This is a genomic window from Thalassospira sp. GB04J01 (assembly GCF_000751115.1).
Taxonomy (GTDB): Bacteria; Pseudomonadota; Alphaproteobacteria; order Rhodospirillales; family Thalassospiraceae; genus Thalassospira; species Thalassospira lucentensis.
Genome location: NZ_CCDX020000006.1, coordinates 59844 through 81921, shown reverse-complemented (window position 1 = coordinate 81921; position 22078 = coordinate 59844). Strand labels below are relative to the sequence as shown.

19 protein-coding genes are annotated in these 22078 nt (G+C 52.1%); 6 read left to right on the top strand and 13 right to left on the bottom strand.

Annotation, left to right across the window (positions count from 1 at the left end; all coding sequences use genetic code 11):
* Positions 1 to 62 precede the first annotated feature (62 nt).
* Positions 63 to 788 (bottom strand): glycerophosphodiester phosphodiesterase family protein, encoded by a 726-nt coding sequence (locus AMM48_RS04155; protein WP_158246423.1) that lies wholly within the window; start codon positions 786 to 788, stop codon positions 63 to 65.
* Between the two features lie 127 nt (positions 789 to 915).
* The gene (locus tag AMM48_RS04150) at positions 916 to 1116 is read right to left on the bottom strand and encodes a hypothetical protein (RefSeq protein ID WP_102783040.1); all 201 of its coding nucleotides are present in this window, start codon (positions 1114 to 1116) and stop codon (positions 916 to 918) included.
* Positions 1117 to 1405: 289 nt separating this feature from the next.
* Between AMM48_RS04150 and AMM48_RS04145 the strand changes: the two genes are divergently transcribed.
* Positions 1406 to 2557, top strand: coding sequence for a Xaa-Pro peptidase family protein (locus AMM48_RS04145; RefSeq protein ID WP_102783039.1), 1152 nt, complete (start codon positions 1406 to 1408; stop codon positions 2555 to 2557).
* Between the two features lie 101 nt (positions 2558 to 2658).
* Here AMM48_RS04145 and AMM48_RS04140 read toward each other — a convergent pair whose 3' ends face one another.
* Both AMM48_RS04140 and AMM48_RS04135 read right to left on the bottom strand, forming a co-directional pair.
* Positions 2659 to 5097, bottom strand: a complete 2439-nt coding sequence (locus AMM48_RS04140; RefSeq protein ID WP_158246422.1) for an ATP-binding protein — start codon at positions 5095 to 5097, stop codon at positions 2659 to 2661.
* Between the two features lie 127 nt (positions 5098 to 5224).
* Positions 5225 to 6124 carry a phytanoyl-CoA dioxygenase family protein gene (locus tag AMM48_RS04135; protein WP_102783037.1) on the bottom strand — a complete coding sequence of 300 codons (900 nt, stop codon included), beginning with the start codon at positions 6122 to 6124 and terminating at the stop codon, positions 5225 to 5227.
* Positions 6125 to 6290: 166 nt separating this feature from the next.
* Here AMM48_RS04135 and cobD point away from each other — a divergent pair, with 166 nt between their 5' ends.
* Entirely contained in the window at positions 6291 to 7388 is a 1098-nt protein-coding gene (gene cobD, locus AMM48_RS04130) for a threonine-phosphate decarboxylase CobD (RefSeq protein ID WP_102783036.1), read from the top strand.
* An 11-nt stretch (positions 7389 to 7399) separates the two neighbouring features.
* Here the strand turns inward: cobD and AMM48_RS04125 are convergent, their stop codons facing one another.
* Positions 7400 to 9007 (bottom strand): sigma-54 dependent transcriptional regulator, encoded by a 1608-nt coding sequence (locus AMM48_RS04125; protein WP_022733279.1) that lies wholly within the window; start codon positions 9005 to 9007, stop codon positions 7400 to 7402.
* A gap of 169 nt (positions 9008 to 9176) precedes the next feature.
* On the opposite strand from AMM48_RS04125, the gene AMM48_RS04120 reads away from it, so the two are divergent.
* On the top strand, positions 9177 to 9482 hold the full coding sequence (locus AMM48_RS04120) for an STAS domain-containing protein (RefSeq protein ID WP_102783035.1): 306 nt from the start codon (positions 9177 to 9179) through the stop codon (positions 9480 to 9482).
* 3 nt (positions 9483 to 9485) lie between these two features.
* Complete coding sequence (locus AMM48_RS04115; RefSeq protein WP_102783034.1) at positions 9486 to 11564, top strand: SpoIIE family protein phosphatase; 2079 nt, start codon at positions 9486 to 9488, stop codon at positions 11562 to 11564.
* Between the two features lie 54 nt (positions 11565 to 11618).
* On the opposite strand, the gene AMM48_RS04110 is transcribed toward AMM48_RS04115, so the two are convergent.
* The 4 genes from AMM48_RS04110 to AMM48_RS04095 all read right to left on the bottom strand — a co-directional run bounded on the left by AMM48_RS04110 (position 11619) and on the right by AMM48_RS04095 (position 15719).
* Positions 11619 to 12263: a hypothetical protein gene (locus AMM48_RS04110; RefSeq protein ID WP_244271111.1), complete on the bottom strand. Its 645-nt coding sequence runs from the start codon at positions 12261 to 12263 to the stop codon at positions 11619 to 11621.
* Between the two features lie 222 nt (positions 12264 to 12485).
* On the bottom strand, positions 12486 to 14396 hold the full coding sequence (locus AMM48_RS04105; protein WP_244271110.1) for an EAL domain-containing protein: 1911 nt from the start codon (positions 14394 to 14396) through the stop codon (positions 12486 to 12488).
* A 251-nt stretch (positions 14397 to 14647) separates the two neighbouring features.
* The gene (locus AMM48_RS04100) at positions 14648 to 15031 is read right to left on the bottom strand and encodes a TfoX/Sxy family protein (RefSeq protein ID WP_022733284.1); all 384 of its coding nucleotides are present in this window, start codon (positions 15029 to 15031) and stop codon (positions 14648 to 14650) included.
* Positions 15015 to 15719: a YafY family protein gene (locus AMM48_RS04095; RefSeq protein ID WP_022733285.1), complete on the bottom strand. Its 705-nt coding sequence runs from the start codon at positions 15717 to 15719 to the stop codon at positions 15015 to 15017. The genes AMM48_RS04100 and AMM48_RS04095 overlap by 17 nt, the downstream gene beginning before the upstream one ends.
* Positions 15720 to 15842: 123 nt before the next feature.
* Between AMM48_RS04095 and AMM48_RS04090 the strand changes: the two genes are divergently transcribed.
* Positions 15843 to 16280 (top strand): VOC family protein, encoded by a 438-nt coding sequence (locus AMM48_RS04090; protein WP_102783032.1) that lies wholly within the window; start codon positions 15843 to 15845, stop codon positions 16278 to 16280.
* 91 nt (positions 16281 to 16371) lie between these two features.
* Here AMM48_RS04090 and AMM48_RS04085 read toward each other — a convergent pair whose 3' ends face one another.
* Together AMM48_RS04085 and AMM48_RS04080 are read right to left on the bottom strand one after the other, a co-directional pair.
* A complete protein-coding gene (locus AMM48_RS04085) occupies positions 16372 to 17007 on the bottom strand; it encodes an alpha/beta family hydrolase (RefSeq protein WP_102783031.1) in 636 nt (211 codons plus the stop codon).
* Positions 16997 to 17956 carry a glycosyltransferase family 2 protein gene (locus AMM48_RS04080; RefSeq protein WP_158246421.1) on the bottom strand — a complete coding sequence of 320 codons (960 nt, stop codon included), beginning with the start codon at positions 17954 to 17956 and terminating at the stop codon, positions 16997 to 16999. The genes AMM48_RS04085 and AMM48_RS04080 overlap by 11 nt, the downstream gene beginning before the upstream one ends.
* Positions 17957 to 18241: 285 nt before the next feature.
* On the opposite strand from AMM48_RS04080, the gene AMM48_RS04075 reads away from it, so the two are divergent.
* Complete coding sequence (locus AMM48_RS04075) at positions 18242 to 19387, top strand: AbrB family transcriptional regulator (RefSeq protein WP_244271109.1); 1146 nt, start codon at positions 18242 to 18244, stop codon at positions 19385 to 19387.
* 31 nt (positions 19388 to 19418) lie between these two features.
* Here the strand turns inward: AMM48_RS04075 and AMM48_RS04070 are convergent, their stop codons facing one another.
* Both AMM48_RS04070 and AMM48_RS04065 read right to left on the bottom strand, forming a co-directional pair.
* The gene (locus tag AMM48_RS04070) at positions 19419 to 20849 is read right to left on the bottom strand and encodes a methyl-accepting chemotaxis protein (protein WP_102783028.1); all 1431 of its coding nucleotides are present in this window, start codon (positions 20847 to 20849) and stop codon (positions 19419 to 19421) included.
* A 243-nt stretch (positions 20850 to 21092) separates the two neighbouring features.
* Entirely contained in the window at positions 21093 to 22013 is a 921-nt protein-coding gene (locus tag AMM48_RS04065; RefSeq protein WP_102783027.1) for a DMT family transporter, read from the bottom strand.
* Between the last annotated feature and the right edge of the window lie 65 nt (positions 22014 to 22078).

Below are 22078 nucleotides of genomic sequence, written 5' to 3'. Positions count from 1 at the left end.
TCACAGTTTGAGATTGGGAAATTATTCCATGGCATCGGAATACAGCAGGTCAGATTGCTGATTTATTGCATTTCCAGCAGAACTTCTTGCTGTACAGCCCGAAAAAGCGCGGCATGATCAAGATTAACATAGTCAACCTGCCATCGCACCAGTTCAGCAAACAGCTCGGTATTGGGCGTATCGATGAAAATCATTGTTTCAAGGCCACGTTTTTTAGCCTCTAGAACATCGTCGTGCGTGATGTTGCTTTCAAGAAACTCGAATATATGGCCCTGTTCATGATGGATGGCTTTTTCAAGTGATCCTGCGACATGCAATTGGATGTTGCGGCGGATTTCCGGTGCAATGGTTCGGTATTCTTGGCGAATTTCGGCAGAAAATGATCCAAGAAAGGCATCATCTGGCGACCCGAAATTCCGCAGCATTTTGATCACCGCGGGAACATCGGCTTGTTTGATCTCGCAATAGATTTTGCAAAGCCCTTTGATGCGACCGAGAAAGTCGTCCAGACGCGGCACCTTCTCGCCCGCGAAATCCGGTGAAAACCAACTACCTGCATCAAGGCCATCAATCTGCTCACTGGTCATTTCGGCAATATGGCCGGTGCCATTGGTGGTCCGGTCGACGGTGTCATCGTGTATGACATACAAAACGCCATCGGCAGATTGCCGCACATCAAATTCGATATAATCGGCCCCGGCCATCACCGCCTTTTGTGCGCTGGCAAGCGTATTTTCCGGCGCGCTTAAACTGTCACCTCGATGCGATACGACCAATACCGGTTTCACAGCTGTCACCTTTCAAAGACCAAGACTGCTGAAAGGTAAGTCACGCCATACAACCCCGACAAGGTCGACCGAACAATTTCATCAAAGCGTTATAAAAGCCCCGACTGAAACCAGATGCTCACAGGCTTTAGGACAGACTGTTTTGTACACTGCTTAATGCGCGTGCGAGTTCTTCATTGCTCATGTCCGCACGGTTTTCGATGCCACGCTTCTGCGCCAAATGATACAGATCGTCGCGTCGCCAGCTCTCATAGGCGGGGGCATTCCTGCGTCGATAGGCTGGCGTATGCACGTCACTCTCGCCTGAGAATTTTTTCAAGCTCGCCACTTTAACCTCCTTTATGGGATGGTCCTGAGCGTAGGCGGCACGAGCTTTTTCCCACGATAGAAAACGTGCCGTTATCTTTCATGTAGGCAACCGTGCAGGAATGTCTATTGCCCACATCTTAGTTTTTGGTGCCAAGCAGCTTAAGCATCAGATGAAAAACAACAAAAAAAGTTACTTCCCATCAACAGAAACGATTTGTCATTATTTTATCGTTGAAACGTTTATTTTTCTATTTGAGGTGCGAATTCTCTGTTAGCTTTTGGCAAAGACATCATCAGGGGCTCCGTCTATGGCATTGCATTTTGAACGTCACGAACTCACAACCCGTCGTGCGCGTACCATTGAAAAACTTGAAAAATCGGGGCTCGATGGGATCCTGATGTTTCGTCAGGAAAGCATGTTCTATCTGACCGGATATGACACCTTCGGCTATGTTTTCTTTCAATGTCTGTATCTTGGCGCAGATGGAAAGGTTGCCCTGATCACCCGTGCACCAGACCTTCGTCAGGCACAGCACACATCCGACATCGAAGACATTCGTATCTGGGTCGATGGACCGGACATAAACCCGGCGGTGCAACTGCGCGACATGCTTGCCGAGTTTGGCTGTTCTGGCAAAAAGCTTGGCGTTGAGTATGAGGCGTACGGCCTAACCGCAGCCAATGGTAAGAAACTAGAATCCGCACTTGATGGTTTCTGCCAGCTTGAAGATGCATCGCGGCTTGTTTCGGAATTGCGCGTTGTCAAAAGCCCGGCGGAACTTGGCTATATTCGCACCGCCGCCAGTCTTGCCGATGACGCATGGGATGCGGCCCTTTCAACCGTCCATGCCGGTGCATTCGAAGGCGACATTCTTGCTGCCATGCAAGGTGCGGTATTTGCCGGTGGCGGGGATTACCCGGGCAATGAATTTATCATTGGTGCGGGTCGCGATGCACTTTTGTGCCGCTATTTCACCGGCCGCAAACATATTGCCGACACCGATCAGATCACACTCGAATGGGCTGGGGCCTATCGCCATTATCACGCGGCAATGATGCGCACCATTCCGGTCGGCGATGCCCTGCCTCGTCATATCGAAATGCATAAGGTCGCAACCGATGCCTTGGCCGCCTGCCGCGAGGCATTGCGCCCGGGCGAGCCCATCGGCAAGGTTTTTGATGCCTATGCCCGTGTTTGCGATACTGGCGGCATGAGGGATCACCGCCTGAATGCCTGCGGTTATTCAATGGGAACGACATTTGCCCCGAACTGGATGGATTGGCCGATGTTTTATCACGGCAACCCGGTCATTGCCGAACCGGGCATGGTTTTCTTCCTGCACATGATCCTGATGGACAGCGACAGCGGGATTGCGATGTGCCCCGGTCATTCGGTCATCGTGACGGAAACCGGCAATGAAAGCGTCTCACGCCACGGCCATGACCTGATCACCCGCTAGGCAAGACACTAAAAAGGAGGGTGGCAATGATCCACCCTCCTAAGTCCTGCAACAGCATTCATATCCGTATTTCTGGTACAGCGCGTCAAACGCCGTCTTGATCACACACGCAATGCTGCATGCATTTCAGCAATCGTGTCTTCGGCCAGTTTATCAAGCTCGGCAATACGGGCATGAATTGCATCATCAAATGCACCGTCATATTTTTCAAGTTCACGTGCATCGTCTGCCAGTTTCTGTGCGGCAAGGTTACCCGCCATGCCCTTAATGGTGTGTGCGGCCCGGCGCAGAGCTTCGCGATCGCCGCTATTGATCGCCTCAACGATCTTGACGCGTTCTTCCTGATAGGATGCAGGCAACAGATTAATCAGCATCGAAAATTGATCTTTTCCAAGCGCTGAACACATTTCATCGAACCGGCTGTTATCAATCAAATTCATTATTGTCTCTTTGTCTGCACTGCGTTGGTCATCATCAACATTATCAGCAGTTTTGCCATCCGAGTTCGGTATATGGTCCTTTAGCGATGACATGTCACCCAAAGCTGCATCATCGGATGCATCCGGTGTCTTGGTATCAGTTGCGCGTGCAGTCGGCGCCTTGGGCTGCAATGCGAGTTCCAAGGGAACCACATCAAACTGATCGCTTTCCAAACGAGGAGAAATACGTGGACGGTTACGCAGGAATCTCAAAAGTGTGCTGTAAAGCTTACGTTCTTCCACCGGTTTGGTCAGGACATCATCCATCCCCGCTGCCAGAAAATCGCGATGCCGGTCGTTAAAGGCATCTGCCGTCACACAAATAATCGGAATGCGCAAACCACCTGAGAACCGTTCAAGTTCACGGATATGGCGGGTCGCACCCTCGCCATCAAGAACCGGCATATGTGCATCCATCAGGATGATGTCATAGTCATTATTACGAAATGCCTGAACAGCTTCGCGACCGTTGGGTACGACTTCAACGATCAAATCATGCCGCTTGATCATTGCCGCAATGACCTTGGCATTGACTTCGTTGTCTTCGACGACAAGAACCCGCGCACCGGCCAAGACAGTACCGCCGTCATCGACAACTTTTTCGTAATGTGGATGGTTTTCAGTGCTTTCGATTTCGGTCATGAATGGAAGCCAAAGGTCAAACCGCGTACCTTGCCGTTCAACACTGCTAACCGTCATTTTTCCGCCCATAAGCTCGGTCAGGCTAAACGCAATCGAAAGCCCAAGTCCGGTTCCACCATATTGACGCATTGTCGAATTATCGGCCTGAGTGAAAGGCGCGAAAATCTGGGTCAGCCGTTCCTGCGCTATTCCGATACCGGTGTCGATCACCGCGAAATGATACAGCACTTCCCCGTCCCGAAGGCTGCGCACACCTTCTTCAGGCTTGTGATCCGGTTCTATTTTATTGATCTCAAGGCGAACTGAACCTTTGCGGGTAAATTTCACCGCATTGGACAACAGGTTCCACAAAATCTGACGCAGACGGACTTCATCTCCCCAAAAGACAAGGTTCTCAAGCGCCCCGTCTTTGCAAGTCACCGACAGGTTCTTTTCCGCCGCGATGGTTCCGACAAAGTTTTTTAAATCGGAGGTCACGTCGGACGGGTAAAATGACCGGTTCTCGAGTTCGACCCGACCAGACTCGATCTTGCTCATATCGAGAATATCATTGAGCAAAGCCATCAACGCCCTGCCCGATGACAAAATACCATCAACCCGTTCGCGCTGATCGTTATCAAGGCGCGTGTCATGGAGCAATTGTGCAAGCCCGAGAACACCATTGAGCGGTGTGCGAATTTCGTGGCTCATGGTTGCCAAAAATTCACTTTTGGCCGAACTGGCAAGATATGACTGGCGATAATGGTTGCGCAAGGACAGCAGAACAAAACCCAAGGCAAGGCTATAGCTTATAATCCGTGACGGGATAATGAACCGGGCAATCAGCTCCACGCTATCAGCTTCAAAGACAAACAAGGCCAGATGATTGAACGTGCCGATTAACATGCTCGTACAGAGCATCGCCTCAGCCAGCGAAAAGCGCACAGAACAACGCACCATATAACCGGCGGCACCGATCGCCATCAACATCGCCGTCGGCGCCAGTATCAGGGTCCCGACATCATACAACACATGCTGCATACCGAAGTTGATGTCAGGATGCAGCGAAATGGGAACCATCATGGCCAAGCCGCCGACAACCAAAATAACAATCGTTGCAACGACGACGCGATCCTGAACAAAAATCTGATCGCTTTTATTCGCGGCATGCCAGCTCATCACCATCATAAATGCCGCAGCAAACCGCATGACCAAAACCAAAAGTCCAACGAATGTTCCAATGGCCTGTTCTCGGCCAAGAACAAATTGATCCCCAAGCAGATGCGGCATGCCCAGAATGTCGCCAATCAGTAAGAACAGCATGATCAAAACGACAAAAACATACTGTTTGCGTTTGGTCAGTTCGTAAACCATCCAGCTGATTGCAAGCGTCAGCAAGGCAATGGTTTCCACCATGGCAATCATCGAAAAAGTGAACATGCCAACGCTCGCGTCAGACAGCGATGAGTAAAAAAGAAAAATCGGCGTGATGGCCAAAAAGACTGCCAGAGTGATACCGGCACAGGTCAGTATCCGAAGCATTTAGGCACCCTTTTTCCCCATTGCGTCACTGGGGATCAAAACCCCGGACAATCGCGCATTGCTCAAGAACGGCCTTTGCCCATTTAACGGTTTCCGGGGCGATCGATTGCATGTGTTTGTATTTTTCAAACTGTGATGCAATCAATTCCAGACGTTGCAGAAATTCCGGAGGCCGATCCAGTTCCAAAAGCTGTTCTGCAAGTGGGTCAAAGGCGGCATTCTGAAATTCCAGCGAAAGACTTATTCTGGGTTCCGTCGCATGTTTGGATGCGCGCCCTCCCCAATGATACAAATCCTGTCGCCATCCCATCACCGCGCCGGGACTGGCTGGCAATGCCCGAACGTCCTGCAAATTCACGTCTTTTGGTTTAGTAACATTACGAGCATAACACCTCTCAAAAGAACGCGGCAATACATACATGCAACCGTTCTGTGGTGTTGCAACGCTAAGTGGCAGCCAAAGAGACAAACTGATTACCATGTCATCGCCAAGCGCGCTTTCGCCCTGATAATCGCGATGTGGTGGCCACCCACGCCCATCCTCACGCGGGTCAACGTGCCACGCCCAGAAATGCGGTAAAAGTGCCAACCGGTCGCCAAGGAAATGACTAAGCAATGGACGCAGACGCATAAATATCTGCCACGCCTCGTCATAAAGATAAATCATGGCGGGCGGCAAATCATGGCGCACAAGAGTTTCGATCCCCTCACGCAATGTCGCCAGCGCATCGGTTGGCAGGATGTCCTCAATCAGGAAATATCCTTCGTCCCAAAATCGCTCAGACAATTCCGATGCATCGAAACCATCACTCAATGCCCCAACCGTCGCGATATCGACACATCCGTTTTGCGGATCGGTGATCGAAAGCTGAGGATTGATCTTTTGCCATTCATCTGGCTGTGTGGCGTTTTTCGGTGTGATCATCGGTCAATGTCCGGTATTGAGAGTGGCCGGACGATACGCAGTCAACACAACCAAGGCAAGTGCGTCTTGCCTGCCTTCTGGTTATGGTGACCCAAGATCGATCCGAGGTTGATCGGAAAATGACATCATCACGAAACTGGGGTCATCGCTGCCGATGACAGAGTAGATGACAGACAAGACAATGCATAAAACCCAAACAACCCCGACAGATACAACGCCCATCAATCATGGTGGGTCGATTGATCTTGCCGCGCAAAAATACGGCATCGCGGTCGAAAACTGGCTTGATCTGTCAACCGGCATCAATCCGGTTGGATATCCTGTTCCCCAAATTGCACCCCATCATTGGCAGCGCCTGCCACTTGGCAGCGAATTGGCGGCGCTCAAAAACGCTGCCAGCCAATACTATCAACTGCCATCGCCCGATCACCTTGTCTGCACAGCAGGCACCCAGTCGCTTATTCAGACCATTCCGTTTTGGCTGCGCGATCACAGCCACATCAGTTCCGTGCATATTCTTGGCCCAACCTATGCCGAGCATGGTCGATGTTGGCAACGCGCGGGCCATGCCTGCACACACCATGATATCCCTGCGATGGAGCGATTGGACATGGCCCGATCGCTGTTTGAAACGGGCATTTCTGGCACGGTTGTCATTCTGGTTAATCCGAACAACCCCGACGGCGCCCTGATCCCTGCATCCGATATCGCCGATCTGTCCAATTTGGCCGATCAATCGAACAATTGGCTGATTGTTGATGAGGCCTTTATCGATTGCGAACCGGACCAATCGGTTTGTCCGCAGATTGATAAAATGCCCAAAACACTTGTATTGCGATCTTTTGGCAAGTTCTTTGGCCTAGCCGGGATCAGAATTGGCTGTGTGGTCCTTTCACCCGCACTGGCGCGTGACCTTGAAGAACGCATAGGACCATGGGCCATTCCCGGCCCTTCAATGGAAGTCGCGACCCTTGCCTTTGCCGATCACGATTGGCAGCAGGCAACACGTGAACGCCTTAGGATAGATCACGACCGACTTGAAGCCCTTGTCACAGATCACAGCCCGTTAAAATGCGTTGGGGCAACGCCGCTGTTTTTGCTGTTTGATGGACAAAAGGCACACAACATTGCCAACCATTTGGCCCGCAAGGGCATTTTGGTTCGGCTGTTTGACCATGATGAAACGAAGGTGCGTTTTGGCCTTCCCGGCACGAAGGCCGAGTGGGATCGGCTGGAAGTAGCATTTCAGACATTGGTAATATAGATCGACGGGCTTTAGTGAATGCTGCCGTCTTCCCATGCCTGCTTTTTACGGTATATCGTTGATGGGCTGACGCCCAGTGCGTCTGCGGCGCGCGGGATTGATCCTCCACACCGCTCTATCGCTTCTTCGATGGCCTGTTTTTCAACAAGCCAAAGGGGCCGAATTTCCGAATATCCCAACCCACCTGAGGTTTGCGGTATTGACGGAATTGCCATCGGATCGTTTGCATTGGCCCCCACCGACATTCCGACAAGATTATCCGCATTTTGCGACTGGCGATTTTCGACAACTTTGCGCATTTGACGTGCACCTGCCAGAAACGCCAGTGCTTCGGGGTCACCTTCCCACAAACGCGCGGAGTTTCCCGCATCATTGGAGACGCCCGGATGGGGCGGCGGTGCTTCGATTGTTGCCGAGGTAAACTGATCGCCATCGGTGCTGCTGTTGACCGGACGCGGCACCATCGCAAGGGTTACTTCCGTGCCGTTATTCAGAACAACAATGTTACGGATGATGTTTTGCAACTGACGAATGTTGCCCGGCCACGAATAGCTGGCAAACAATGCCGATACTTCCGGCGTGAACCGTTCGAAATCACGGCCTTCTTCGCGGTTGTAGCGCTGCAGATAGAAATTCGCGATTTGCAGAATGTCTTTGTCACGATCACGCAACGGCGGCATATGCAACGGAATGACATGCAGGCGGTAATATAAATCTTCGCGGAACCGACCGGTGCGCACTTCTTCAAGCGGGTCCCGGTTCGTCGCACAGACAAACCGGACATCAACTGTTTCAAGCGAACTACCACCCACTTTCTGGAACGTCCCGGTTTGAATAAACCGAAGTAACTTTGTCTGAAGATCGAGATCCATCTCGCAGATTTCATCAAGAAACAGCGTACCATCCGCCGCCCGATGTGCCGCCCCTTCACGATCAGCAACAGCGCCGGTAAAGGCGCCTTTGACGTGACCAAAAATCTCGCTTTCCATCAAATCTTTGGGGATTGCACCGCAGTTTAACGGGATGAATGGATCGCTTGAACGTTCGGACCGACTGTGGATGGCCTCGGCGGCAAGTTCCTTACCGGTTCCTGATTCCCCGGTGATAAAGACGGTTGCGCGACTTGGGGCTGCATTTTCAATAATGCGATAGATATCGCGCATATTTTCCGATCCGCCGATGATATCAAAATACATCTGGTCGGTATCGTGATCCCCGAATTCTTCAACATTCTTAAGCGGGAGGACCGATGGCCCCGCCAGCGCCTTTTTGACCGTTTCGCGCAATTTGTCCGCGGCAAAGGGTTTAAGCAGAAAATCCCAAGCCCCTTCGCGCATGGCTTCAACCGCAATATTGACCGATCCATGGGCGGTAATCACCACGATTTTACATTCGGGGCAAATATGTGAGGCACTTCGCAAAACTTCGCGGCCATCCATATCGGGCAGCACCAGATCAAGAACCAGAACATCTGGCGGATCTTGGCGCAGGCGTTCAATGGCGTCAGCACCATTGAGCACATGCTCGACCAGATGACCATCTGCACGCAGGTAGTCCTGATACACCCGCGCAAGCGACAGGGTATCTTCCACAATTACTATGCGTGCCTGCTCTGGCATTTTTTGGTTCGCGTCCCGATATAGCCACTATGGTCAAGCATACCGATTGTGACATCCCTGCCACAACTGCAAACATTGTTGCAGTGTCGGTTCAAACCATACAAAATCAGACTAAGATTAAGAAAAGCATAGTTTTAACGAGATTATCGGCGTTCAGGAGTATCACGGGTTGAACTACAACACCGAACAAACCGACAAGACAACGACCGTCGAACTGACGGGTAGATTCACATTTGGGGATCATTCCAATTTTCGCAAATTGATCGAAGAAATGCGTGCCCATCAGTCCGAGACGCACGTGCTGGATGTCGCCGGTATTGAGTTCATCGATTCAGCCGGTCTGGGCATGCTATTGCTGGCGCGTGACGAAGGCGAAAAAGCGCGTGCGACCGTCATTCTTCGCGGGGCACAGGGACAGGTCAAACGGATGCTTGAAGTGGCCCGCTTTGACACGCTTTTCAAACTGGAAGACTAATTCATGGAGTCGGATATCGACGACCACTCCCCCCTTACTGTCGCCGTTCCGCAGTCGCTTTCATCTGATGATGTTGAAAGCCTGCTGACGGGGGCAAATATTTGGGACAGGTCCGATCCGATACCCTTTGAACATGTTATCGGCAACAGCCCAGAAGACCTTTCAAACTCTGCACATTTTTCCTGCTGCCTGCTGCCAAGTGATCCCGGTCGCGAATGGCTTGGAAGCCTGATCCGGTTAAATTCCGACAACTTCATTGAATGCTTTGACGGAATGGATCTTGGCGATCTGTGCCCGATCATTGGAAGCGATCCTAAATCCAAACATCATCTGCTTGTTTGTCTTTCAACGCGTAGTGCCTATCACCTCCCGGTTGCGCGAAAATTCGTTACCGCGTTGCGCCACCGCGGCCTGATAAAAGAGGCAACTGCACCGGCTGTTGAAATGGCTGTTCAGGAAGCATTTGCCAATTCCCTGATTCATGGGAACCTTGCGCTTACAACCAGTGGTCGCCTGTCGATGGACCGCTTTAACGAGCTTGGAGATGAAACCAAAAAGCGACTTGCATCGACGACATATGGTGACCGCGCCATCGTATTGACGGCGAAAAAACGCAAGAACGGCCACATCGTAATATCGATCAACGATCAGGGTGCTGGCTTCACACCGCGCAAGGAAACGGACGAGACCACAATGCCGGGTCAGGAGTCCACTTTTGGCCGTGGTCTTCCTCTGATTAAAAGCCTGTGCCATTCGGTGACATTTGCACGCGGTGGCCGAACCATCAAACTGACCTTTGATCAGATCGAATCTGACGTCCTTTCGGCCGATCCAGCATTTATCCGCGAATTTGACGCACAGGGTAGTATCGATGCCGCGCTACGCACCCCGCAAAATGCAACCATCCTGATTGCCGACGACACGATGCTATCACGTGAAATCATCGCGTCTTACCTGCGGTCGGACGGCTTTACGAACCTTGTGTTTGCCAAGGACGGTGAAGATGCCCTGGCCCAGGCCAAAGCCCATAACCCGGATCTTATAATTCTCGACATCATCATGCCGAAACTTGATGGTTATGAGGTTTGCAAAGCCCTGCGCGCCGATCCCCAATTTGCCGAAACGCCAATCATTGCCCAGACTGCACTCGAAGAAAATGAAGGTCGCACAAGGATTTTCGATGACGGTGCGACGGATCTTATCCTTAAGCCGCTCAATAAGGCTGAGCTGATCGCGCGGACCAAAATCCATCTGGAAAACCGGCTTCTCGTCAAACAGCTTCGCGCCTATCGTGAACGGACACAATCTGAACTCGACCTTGCGCGTGACATGCAGGAAAACCTTAACCCTGCCCCCGAACAATATCGCGGGACCGGGTTTGATTACGGCATGCGGATCAGTGCGACCTTCCAGATGTCATCGGAGCTTGGCGGGGACATGTGGGGTCTTGTGCCAATTGATGAGCAGCGGTTGGGGGTCTATATCGTTGATTTTGCGGGGCATGGACTGGGGGCAGCGTTAAATACGTTTCGACTGCACTCCCTGATATGGTCAGACCAGATACGCGATCCTGATCCCGGTGCGTATCTCAGCAATCTTAACCGGCATCTCAAGGGGCTTTTGCCAATTGGGCAGTATGCCACGATGCTCTACGGGATTATTGATCGAAATAAGGCAACATTTTCCTACGCCAGTGCGGCCTGTACATCCCCGGTACTGGGAGACAGTACAACCGGTGCGGCACGCTATCTTGATGGGTCTGGTGTTCCTTTGGGCGTTATTCGTGACGCGCGCTACGAAACCCGTGAAGTGCCGTTTGACCAAAACAGCTTCCTGCTGCTTTACAGCGACGCCTTGATCGAAACAACGTTGGATGATGGTCAGTTCCTAAGTGAAGAAAAGCTGCTTTCAATGGTGCATGAAACCGTTATGGAAAGCAGCAGCGATGTTGATTTGGCGGCCCAAATTGCCGACCAGTTCATGGACCGGGCCCCGGTGCAGCTTTCCGATGATTTTACGGTCGTCTCACTGCAATCAGCAAATGGCGCAGATGGCTTTACTGCCTGCGACGAGCCCCAATAAAACCCGAAAACATGAAGTTTGGAAAAACCCGCGATAATCCTGATCGCGCAAGGGTCACGAAACGTATCGCGCACGCCCCAAAGACGACTGCACAACATCGCCAAACGGTTCAGCGGCATTGTACCAGTAATACGGTGCAGAGGTAGATGTTGTCGGTGTCGAAGCCTCGGTTTCAACACTGACTTCTGCCACAGCCGCCGCACCTTGTTCCTTAACCGATTGAAGGCGTCCCGCGATGACCGTGCGCACCAGATTGGCCAATCCTTTGCGCGCACCGGCGTGATCTGGCTCATTGCCAAGAACGGCCCCCAACTGGTCAAGCGCACGCATTTTATTGCGACATCCCAAAAGGTCGGCTGCCAGAACGCGTAATTCCCGAGAATCCGGACGCAGGCTAATGGCGATTTCAAGATGTTCAAGCGCAGTTTCACGGCGCCCAATTTGCATATAGGTCCGGGTCAGGCCCATATGTGTTGCCGCATCAAGGTCATCCAAAATCAAGGCGCGGCCAAATGCATTTAGCCCCAATTCACAAAGACCAAGATCAAGCAAAACATGTCCCAACACCCGAAGACGGGCAGGCTCATCGGGTAAACTATCAATCAACTGACGCAGGCGCAGACGAATTTCCGGGGCAAGATCAATCTTGCCGGTAATGACCGAACTAAATTCTTGCGAAATATGTGTCTGCGATGACATCAAAAAATGCCCTGTTTGCGCCAAAATCAGTGATCGCTTGGCATAAAAAGGCTTCATGACTGCGATCTCGCAAGACACAGCTTATCGTCATCTGGTTGCGGGAATGTTAACCGAGGCATCAATACTGATCGTGCAGTACCGTTTTCATCCGGCAAAAGTGGGCCAAGCGCCCGGACGCCAGCAATAACGTACCCAATCGACGTATGGGCAAAGGACGCACCGTTACTGTTTTTTGAGCATTGCGGGCAAACGTTTCAAAACAGGTCGCTTGACTGGTTTGGCAAAGAAATAGCCTTGCACCAAACGCCCCCCGAGCTCGATCACGATGTCACGCTGGCTTTGGGTTTCAATACCTTCGATCACGCAATCAATTTCAAGGTTGGTGCACATATCAATGATCGTTTTGACAATCCGCTGGCTGCGTTCGGTACTTGCCAGTGGCGCGATAAAACTGCGATCGACCTTAAGGCAGTCAAATTCCAGCTCATGCACATATCGCAAACTGGAATAGCCGATCCCAAAATCATCCATCGCCACCCGCGCACCATGGTTGCGCAAATAGCGAATGCTGGTTCGGGCGGCCGCAAAATCACGCAGAAACGCGGTTTCAGTCACCTCGAACGTTAGACGTTCCGGGGTAATACCATTGGCTTTGATCTGCTCAATCAGCCATTCGGTCGTGTCGGATAAAATAATATCACGGGCCGACAGGTTGAACGACACCGATATGTGTTCGGGCCATTCGCGCATTTCACGCAGCAATTTTTCAAACAGAATTTTGGTCAGCATGCCAACCTGTCCGGTTTTTTCTGCCACCGGGAAAAATGTCCCCGGCGACACCCGCCCCATGAGCGCACTGTCCCACCGGGCAAGTGCCTCGATGGAATTGACAGCCCCGGTTTCCACATCAAAAACCGGCTGATAATGAAGCGAAAGTTCCTGCGACAAATCGGCCTTACGCAGTGCTTGCTCTATCTGTGAATCATGACGGATCAGAGTTTCGTGGTGGGCGGCAAACAACACCGCTTCGCCCGGCATGTTCTTTTTTGCGTGATACAGCGCAAAATCAGCACGCTCAAACAATCCGTTTGATGTGCGTGCCACCGCAGGGTACGTCGCAAACCCCAAAGATGCTGAAAGCTGCACGCTCACATTGCTCAGCGTATAGGGGCGATTAAGCTCCTGACAAATCTGTTTACCAAGGGCAATCAGCTCGGTCGCGTCGCTATATTCGCCAAGGACAATCCCAAATTCATCCCCGCCCAGCCTTGCCAGCAAGGCATCGCCGCTCAGGATGTGGCGCAGGCGTTCGCCCGCGTGCATTAACAACTCATCGCCTATGGGATGACCATGCACATCATTGACGGGCTTAAACCCATCAAGATCAATCATCGCAACGGCAAAGCGATCATGCTGCCCCGCCGACGTATCCGCCTTGGCTGCGGCAGTTGCAACCGCGTCTTCAAGATAGGCAAAGAACGCACGACGGTTTGACAGGCCAGTCAACGGATCAAGGAAGGCAAGGGCTTCGTTCTGCTCAGAGAGTTCAAGCGTTGTTTTATGCTGACGTTCAAGATCAATGCGCGACGTAACCAAACCCGAAAACGCGGCATAATAACTGGTGATGATCTGAATAATCATGGCCGAGACCAAGGCCATGTTTACGGCAATCGCGACATAAACCTCATTCCCGCTAAAACCGAAATAAAGCACGAAGGTCCCAAGTACTATCACCACAACCAGCAAGGCTGCAGGCGGAAAATTCACCAGACAGAATATACAGCCAACCACCGTGATCGAGATGAAATAGGCAACGTGCCCCTGTTGATAGGGATCACCATAGCCAAACATGGTAATTGCCCAAGCGGTAAACAGCACCGAAATCACCACCGCCATCACCCGGATGCGGCGTAAATGTCCTATGCAGACATTGATATCACTGACGTCAAGGCCGGCCCGCTGCCAAGCATAACCTCGCGCAATACAACACGCACCAAGGACAAGAACCGCATAGATCGTCAACCAATCGGGGGCTGTTCCGTAATGGGTATAGGCAAGGGCAACCGCGTTGGCCAACAACAAGCCATAAAGAACCGGGATCTGCCGTGACAACGCCTTGACCTGAGCCCGCATGAGCTCAGGTTTGTCCGTATGAATTCTGATTATTTCGGCAACTTTGTGCCAAACAGAACCGGTTGCCACGTTTCGGGATACCCAATTTTTGTTTTTGTCGTGAAAAGCTTACACGCAAAAGCTGTTTAATTGCATCCCTTGATCACACAATCATCAGACTAAATCAGAAACCCGACATATATGCTGGGCAATAACGCAGACAATTTCCAACCAATGTGCCACCGGTCAAACTAAGCGCGGTTTCTTTTGTCTTACTTTTGGCTGGCTTTGCCCGGTTTGCGCTTTTTCTTTTTGGTATCCTTAATCGCTTGGGCCCGGTTGGCCGCACCCAATGCCATATGGGCAATTTCAATCAACGGCTCGGGATTTTCAATCCATTCGCCGGGCACTTCAAAATATGACAATGTCATTGCCCGCCCCGAAGGCACAGCAAACCGCGCCATCCCGATGTCGTCATATGTCGCACGCGTTTGCGCATCACCTTTCAGATACAAAACATCATCGGCAATGATCGCAAAGAACACGCCATCACAATAAAGACCAAAGCCGCCAAACATTCGGTTGGGTCGGATATGACCCAGCGGTGCCAAAAGTTCTGCGACGGTTAGAACAAATTCGTTATCGACCGATGCCATTGAGGATTTCGCCTTCGATGCCTTCGGAAATCAGATAGTCCCGCAATGTCTGGCCTGCGACCGGACGAAAGCGTTCGGTCGAGATATCCATATTTCGAATACGATCAGCGCGAAACACGCGGAATGCAACACGTAATTCACACCAGCACGCCAACAGCCACGTACTGCCAAAAAACAGCATGCCAAGTGGCCTGACGCGGCGTTTGGTTTCGTCGCCCTTGGCATCGGTATAGTCAATTTCAATGAAGCTGCGGTCGCGGATAGCACGGCGAAGGTTGGGCATGGAAATCGCAATCGGTTCCTGCGCAATTTCGGCCACCGCAATTGGTACCCCACCGATCAACCCACGCAATTTTTCTGGCAAGACCGCCTCGATCTTGGTCAGGGCATCGCCCGCTGCGCGCGCCATCTGTGGATCGGTCCAGCTTTGCACCATGCGCGCTGCAACCACCAATGCTTCGATCTCATCGGCATCAAACATCAAAGGCGGCAGGTCATAGCCATCGCGCAGGATGTATCCAACACCGGCTTCGCCCTCCACCGGGACACCTGATGCGGCCAAATCGCGAATATCGCGGTAAATCGTGCGTTCGGAAACTTCCAGTTCCTCGGCCAAATCACGTGCGCGGCACAATTTGCGGCGGCGCAGGATTTGGACAAGGCGAAACAGTCGGTCGGCCCTTCTCATGATCGCTCCTTTGTCATCCTGCCCCAAAAATTATCATAACGCTCCTGACAGGCTCCTGTCAGGAGGTATGTGCAACATTGCGAAATCGGGACAGGATTTTACACCAACGTCAGGAGCATGACGATGAAAGTCACCAACTCATATCCGATCATCATCACCGAGAAATTCACCCAAAGCCGCGCCTTCTATAAAAAACTCGGCTTTACGCCCGTATTTGACGGCGAATGGTATTGCCAGTTGGTCTGGGCAGACTTCCCATCGGTTCAACTGGGCCTGATGAAACCCGGCCATGACACCCAACCCGAACTGTTTCATGCCGCAACCCTTGGCGAAGGCAGTGTCATCTGCCTTGAAGTCGAAGACGCTGGTGTTGCTGCGGATGAAGTGCGCGACGCTGGATTTGAATTTGCCCTTGAAGTCCGCAGTGAGCCATGGGGGCAGAAACATTTCGCGCTGCTTGATCCCAATGGTGTGAGGATTGATGTCGCAAGCCAGAACGGCGTAGTTGCCCCGGAATATGCCCAGCATTTTCTTGATGCCACCGAAGCCGCACTGGCCTGATTACGCGGCACCACAGTGGGAGACATCACCCAATATGTGACTAACTGGGGGTACGATACCCGCTATAACAGCCCGCCAAACCGGCGGGCTGTTATGTCACAAGGCCTCGGGAAAAATCGTTGATGGCGGTGGCAGCATCTTTGATGTTTTGTGATTGCGTTCGGCCAGAGCTTTTGCGTGGCTTGAAACCATGGTCACCATCCGCAACCCAATGCAACGCGATAGTGTCGGCCAAATCATACGCGGCAATTTCATCGGGCGTGCCAAATGGATCCCGCGTGCCGTGACAAATCAGGGTCGGTGTTTTTAAACCGGTCAGATGTTCGGTCCGCAAGTTTTCAGGCTTTCCGGGAGGATGAAACGGATAGCCAAGGCACACCAACCCGGCCATACCAAGATCATCTGCCACCATACTCGCCATGCGTCCCCCCATGGATTTCCCGCCAATCACCAACTTGTCCGGATCGCCCAACTGATCAACAACATCGCCAAAGAATTCCAATAAAACCGGTGCACGGTCCGGTCCCCGTTTTTTGCCATCCAGACGGCGTTTGGCCATATAGGGAAACTCAAACCGCGCAATGCGGCAGCCAAGCCCAGCCAACTCACTCGCCATCTGATCCATAAACGGACTGTCCATAGGGGCTCCTGCCCCATGCGCCAGAACAATGGTCAGCGGGGCATTCTCATCACCATCAAAAATGACCTGAATGTTTTCATGGCTCATGGGAGATATCCTGTAAGACTGGTAATTTCGTTTTGTCTGAAACACGCAATTTCTGACCATCACCAATGACGTTACACAAAGATACCAACGTCGTACCGCTGACCGCCACGCCAAGGCGCGCGAGTATGTAGTATCGACTGGCTGGTCCAAATACGCCTTTGCCCAGTTCCTTCTTTTCCCATTTACGAACGCGCGACAGCACCTTTTTCGTAATCAATCTGCGCTTGTCTGCTGTAATTGCCGGATGATCGGCAAGGAAATAGGCAAGCGCAATACTGGCATCATGAATGACCTGCGCCTGATTATTCATGATCCGGCCCGGCTCGTCCTCGGGACCCAAACAGACAACATGCTTGATCTGGCCCAACGTGCCATGTGCCATCAGGCGAATGAAAAGGCTATGGTCCTGCGAGAAAATTCGTGGATCACAACCTCCCGCCCGATCAAATAGATCTTTTTTAAATAGGCAATGACTGACGCGCGCGAAACCACGATCAAGCACCGTCCAAAGTGGGTCATCAAATAAAATGGTCTTAAGTGACGCAATATCGGTTTTGGGAAATACAGGCCCGGTTGCCATGTCATAGTAGTCAGCAGACCCGAAGATGAAATCAAGATCATGCGCCAGAGCATTACTCAAAAGAAGTTCTGAACAATAAGGCGCAAGAACATCGTCAGAATCAACAAGTTTGATCCAGTCACCCGTTGCAATTGAAACTGCATTATTGGTCGCAATAGCCGGGCCATGGTTTGGCTGTGTGACAATGCGAACATCATCCATACCGGACGTCGCCTTGCGAATGACATCGATTGAGTTATCCGTTGACCCATCGTCGATGAAAATGAATTCACGGTCAAACGATCCGGTTTGATTGCGCAAACTGTCAATCACAGATGGCAAGAACGGGGCCTTGTTAAAAACCGTTACGACATAGGATATCTTGGTCAACTTTTCCCCCGAACTTCGCACGCTAATCCGCAACATCAATATTGAGAACCGCTGACTTTAAGCCAATCAATGACTAATACGAAACTTCACATGCTCTGTCCAAGCACAATCAAGTCCGCCAAGATTCCAACTGCGATATGATTGCTAGCCCCTCGATTATTCGACTTTTTTCGGGTTATACTGCACGCGTACAGCTTATGACGGTCCCCACCAACGCCGTAACCTATGCCATCCGCGCCACCACGCGGACGACCTGCCTTTTGCCACCATATGAGGCGACTGCCCGTGTCATCTGATTCTGATCTGCCCGATCTTGCCCAAACGCCCCAACCTGCCCCAAACGAACGTATCGGTCGCCTGCCCAAAAGCCTGCAATGGCTGTTGATGGTAACGGTCTCACTGGGGTTCTCCGTTCTTCTACATGAATTCCATGTGCCTGCGGCCTTGTTGCTTGGCCCGATGATCATTGGCATCATTATGGGCACCAATGGCGCAACTATTGCCACGCCAAAACCAATTTATCTTGGTGCCCAATCGGTGCTGGGCGTCATGATTGGCGGATCAATGTCCATCGGGATCCTGACATCCTTTACCCATGATTGGCCGCTGATCCTTGGGGTCACGGCCTTAACCATGATCGCAAGCAGTCTGCTTGGCTGGATACTCTGTGTGCGTCAGGTCCTTCCGGGAACCGCCGGCATTTGGGGATCCTCCCCCGGTGCGGCTTCCGCAATGGTCATCATGGCTGAGGCATTTGGCGCCGATGCCCGGCTTGTGGCCTTCATGCAGTATGTTCGGGTGGTTATTGTGGTTGCTGTTGCGTCATCGATTGCCAACCTTTGGGTCGATCCGGAACTCGCCGCCGCCGCAGGCACCTATGACTGGTTCCCAACCATTGATTACGGCCAGTTTGCCATCACCCTTGCGCTGGTTGTTGGCCTGTGTGTGGCTGGCATCTATTCACGGCTGCCATCCGGCCCGCTTTTGTTTCCGATCATTATAACGACCATCCTTCACATCAACGGATGGGTTGATATCGTTCTGCCCGAATGGTTTCTTGGGTTGGCCTATGCCGCCATCGGCTGGGCTGTCGGATTGAAATTCACGCCCGCAGTAATCCGACATGCGGCATATGCCCTGCCCAAAATCCTGCTGTCGATCACTGTCCTGATTGCGTTTTGTGCAAGTATTTCAGTCCTGTTGGTGGTGTTTATGGATGTCGATCCGCTCACGGCGTATCTGGCAACCAGTCCCGGCGGACTTGATTCGGTGGCGATTATCGCCGCCAGCACCAATGTTGATCTGTCATTTATTCTGGTCCTGCAAGCCACACGTTTCTTTATGGTGCTTGCACTTGGCCCACCGCTTGCGCGGTTGATTGCGCGGCGCACCGCCAAATTCACCCCCGGCCCGGATGTACCGCTGTCCTAAACAACACCCAGCACAAACAGCGGATGAAGTGTCACATCACAAGGATCTTGCCAACAAACCCTTCGACCCGCGCACTAAGTTCGGCTCCCTGCCCTTCGAGATTGATCGCAGCCTCACCAAGCTCGGTCGAAACCGTGGTCGCGTGATGGATGGCTTGGTTAATTTCCACAACACTGTCGCCGACCTTGCGTGCTTCTGCCAAGGCAGCATCGGCATCACGTGCAACCGACATGCAGATTTCTGCCTGTCTATCGGTCTGAACAGCGGTTGCTTCGGCGCGTTGCTGTAACCCGTCCATGGCAATGGCGATATGTTCAATATCGCCCCCGGCTTTGGAAATGGCCTCCGTCATACCATTCATCCAGTGGGCAATTTCCTCTGTTGCAGTGGCCGATTGCCCGGCTAGCGCCTTGACCTCTTTGGCGACAATGGCAAATCCCTTGCCTGCTTCGCCTACACGGGCCGCCTCAATGGAAGCATTCAGTCCAAGCATTTTGATCTGGGCTGCAATGGCCGCAATGCTCGACAGCATTTTTTCTGCATCAGCTGCGCGGTCCTGCAGGGCGGCAAAACCATCACGCATATCGCGTGCTTGCTGTCCAATGACATGGGTGGTTTTCACCGTTTCCCCGGCGTCGCGACCAACGTCGGCCAATTCACCCTGCAAGGTTTCCATGTGATCAGCGACATTTTCGATATTGGACAACGCACTGCTTGCAGATTGATCAATTGCCGTTCCGCAGAATTCGGTTCTTTTGTTGCTATTGCCAAGAACATCAAGCGCACTGCGCATCTGACTGACGGCAGCCCCCAGCATCCCAACTGTGCCCTGAACCTGATTTTCAAAGTCCGATGCCAGTTTTTCGCGCGATTTCAACACATCATCGCGCTCTATCACCCGGGCAACCTGCCCACCCACGAACCCCAAAAGTTCAAGAAGTTCGGCATCAAGTTTGGCAATCTCTGGGCTGAAAAACTCGATTACGGCAACGGTCTGACCTCCCAGTTTCACCGGCAAGGCAAAACAGCCGCGCAATCCGTTTCGGGCCGCACTTGCGGCGCGCAGAAATCCATCCTTTTGCGTGACATCTTCAATACAAACAGGTTCACCGCGCACCGCAACCGTTCCAATAAGTCCTTGGCCCAGTGCAAATACCGTTTCTTCTGACTGCGTGCGAAATTCAGCAAGATCAGCCGTCGAAATGTTTCCATCAATCGACCAGATACCAGCAGATGACAAATGTTCGCCATCACGTACATAGGCATGCCCAATCGGCCATGCGCAGTAATCACATACCGCCGTGAGGATTGCCAAGATCGCACCATCACGGTCGGATGCCTCGTCTGCGACAGCCCCAACTTTGCGTAGAAGTCGCAAAACATCAGCAAGTCCCGCATCTTTGTGCGGCGAAAGACCTTGGTCATTTTCTGGGGATATGGAACGGATGAAACCGGCAAACATGACAAAACTCCGAGGCAAAACAAGCTGGTCTTTCAAACGAAAGAACCAGAAGGTTGCGCAAGCCTCGTTGCCTGCCAATCAAGATGGGAAAGATACGGCGCCGTTGCCGTCATCCACCGTTACATTAGCGTAATACCGCATACGCGAAAAGGACAATTCGCGCATGCAGCAAAATTTATTCAATCTTCAATTGCAGTCAAGTATTACCACAGCACAACAGTTTGGCTGTCCGGACAATACGGATTACCGCAACACCCGGCGAAACACGCCAGATGCCACCATCACGCCAAATATCACCAATGCGACGGCCGCCACCAAGGCAAGGTTGCTTTCTTCACCCAGAAGAAACACGCCGCCAAGGGCGGTGAGTGCCGGGGTCATGGCCCCAAATGCGGATGCACCGGTCGATCCGATGTGACGTACAGCAAGGCCATAGGTAATAACGGCAACACAGCCGGCCAGAAGCCCCTGTGTAACAAGCAACATCATCACATCGCCCATCGGAGCATCGGGAATATGTGTACCGGTGAAAAGGGCGATCACCGCAATAATGACAAACGACCAAAACCCGACAAAACTTGCCGCTTCAAGCGCGCCAAGGCCACTTTGACGCATGGCATGGGTATAGGATGCCCACATCAACGCCCCGGCAGACACAAGGCCATAGCCATACAGCATATCGGTACTGGCATCGCCGCCCGGCTTAAGGGCCACAAGCAACATAACCCCGACAATCACCGCACCATATCCGGCCAGTCGGACACGGCCGGGCCGTTCCCCAAACAGGACAATCGCGATTAAAACCGCCCAAATCGCCATCACACCGGGCAACAAAATCCCGACATGACTTGCCGGAACGAACTGCAACGCACTGGCAACCATCAGGGTATAAAATGCGCCAGACCCGATCAGCATCATCAGGCCATTGATCAAGGACAATCCCTTTGGCCAGATACCCTTTTTGATCCAGATTGGGCAGAGCAGGACAAAAGGAACGACAAAACGCAAGAGACCAATGTCAACGGCGGTAAAACTTGACGTCATTGCATAACGTGTCGCAATCAGCCAACCGGCCCAGATAAACACCGTCGCCAACGCAGACGTTACACCGACCATACGGCTTTCTGTGGTGGCAGAAGCAGAAAGCGCGGAAGTTTCAGACATATCACTATTCCCGATAGGGGTTTGATTTTGACCAAATCAGACCACGCACCCCCAATATCCGCAAG

What these genes read in the sequence shown, in the direction of transcription:
- AMM48_RS04110 (WP_244271111.1), bottom strand. Translation starts at nt 12,263, where the DNA reads ATGTCATCGCAGACACATATTTCGCAAGAATTTAGTTCGGTCATTACC.
- cobD (WP_102783036.1), top strand. Translation starts at nt 6,291, where the DNA reads ATGACAGACAAGACAATGCATAAAACCCAAACAACCCCGACAGATACA.
- AMM48_RS04145 (WP_102783039.1), top strand. Translation starts at nt 1,406, where the DNA reads ATGGCATTGCATTTTGAACGTCACGAACTCACAACCCGTCGTGCGCGT.
- AMM48_RS04070 (WP_102783028.1), bottom strand. Translation starts at nt 20,849, where the DNA reads ATGTTTGCCGGTTTCATCCGTTCCATATCCCCAGAAAATGACCAAGGT.
- AMM48_RS04125 (WP_022733279.1), bottom strand. Translation starts at nt 9,007, where the DNA reads ATGCCAGAGCAGGCACGCATAGTAATTGTGGAAGATACCCTGTCGCTT.
- AMM48_RS04140 (WP_158246422.1), bottom strand. Translation starts at nt 5,097, where the DNA reads ATGTTCACTTTTTCGATGATTGCCATGGTGGAAACCATTGCCTTGCTG.
- AMM48_RS04090 (WP_102783032.1), top strand. Translation starts at nt 15,843, where the DNA reads ATGAAAGTCACCAACTCATATCCGATCATCATCACCGAGAAATTCACC.
- AMM48_RS04135 (WP_102783037.1), bottom strand. Translation starts at nt 6,124, where the DNA reads ATGATCACACCGAAAAACGCCACACAGCCAGATGAATGGCAAAAGATC.
- AMM48_RS04115 (WP_102783034.1), top strand. Translation starts at nt 9,486, where the DNA reads ATGGAGTCGGATATCGACGACCACTCCCCCCTTACTGTCGCCGTTCCG.
- AMM48_RS04065 (WP_102783027.1), bottom strand. Translation starts at nt 22,013, where the DNA reads ATGTCTGAAACTTCCGCGCTTTCTGCTTCTGCCACCACAGAAAGCCGT.
- AMM48_RS04085 (WP_102783031.1), bottom strand. Translation starts at nt 17,007, where the DNA reads ATGAGCCATGAAAACATTCAGGTCATTTTTGATGGTGATGAGAATGCC.
- AMM48_RS04095 (WP_022733285.1), bottom strand. Translation starts at nt 15,719, where the DNA reads ATGAGAAGGGCCGACCGACTGTTTCGCCTTGTCCAAATCCTGCGCCGC.
- AMM48_RS04105 (WP_244271110.1), bottom strand. Translation starts at nt 14,396, where the DNA reads ATGCGGGCTCAGGTCAAGGCGTTGTCACGGCAGATCCCGGTTCTTTAT.
- AMM48_RS04100 (WP_022733284.1), bottom strand. Translation starts at nt 15,031, where the DNA reads ATGGCATCGGTCGATAACGAATTTGTTCTAACCGTCGCAGAACTTTTG.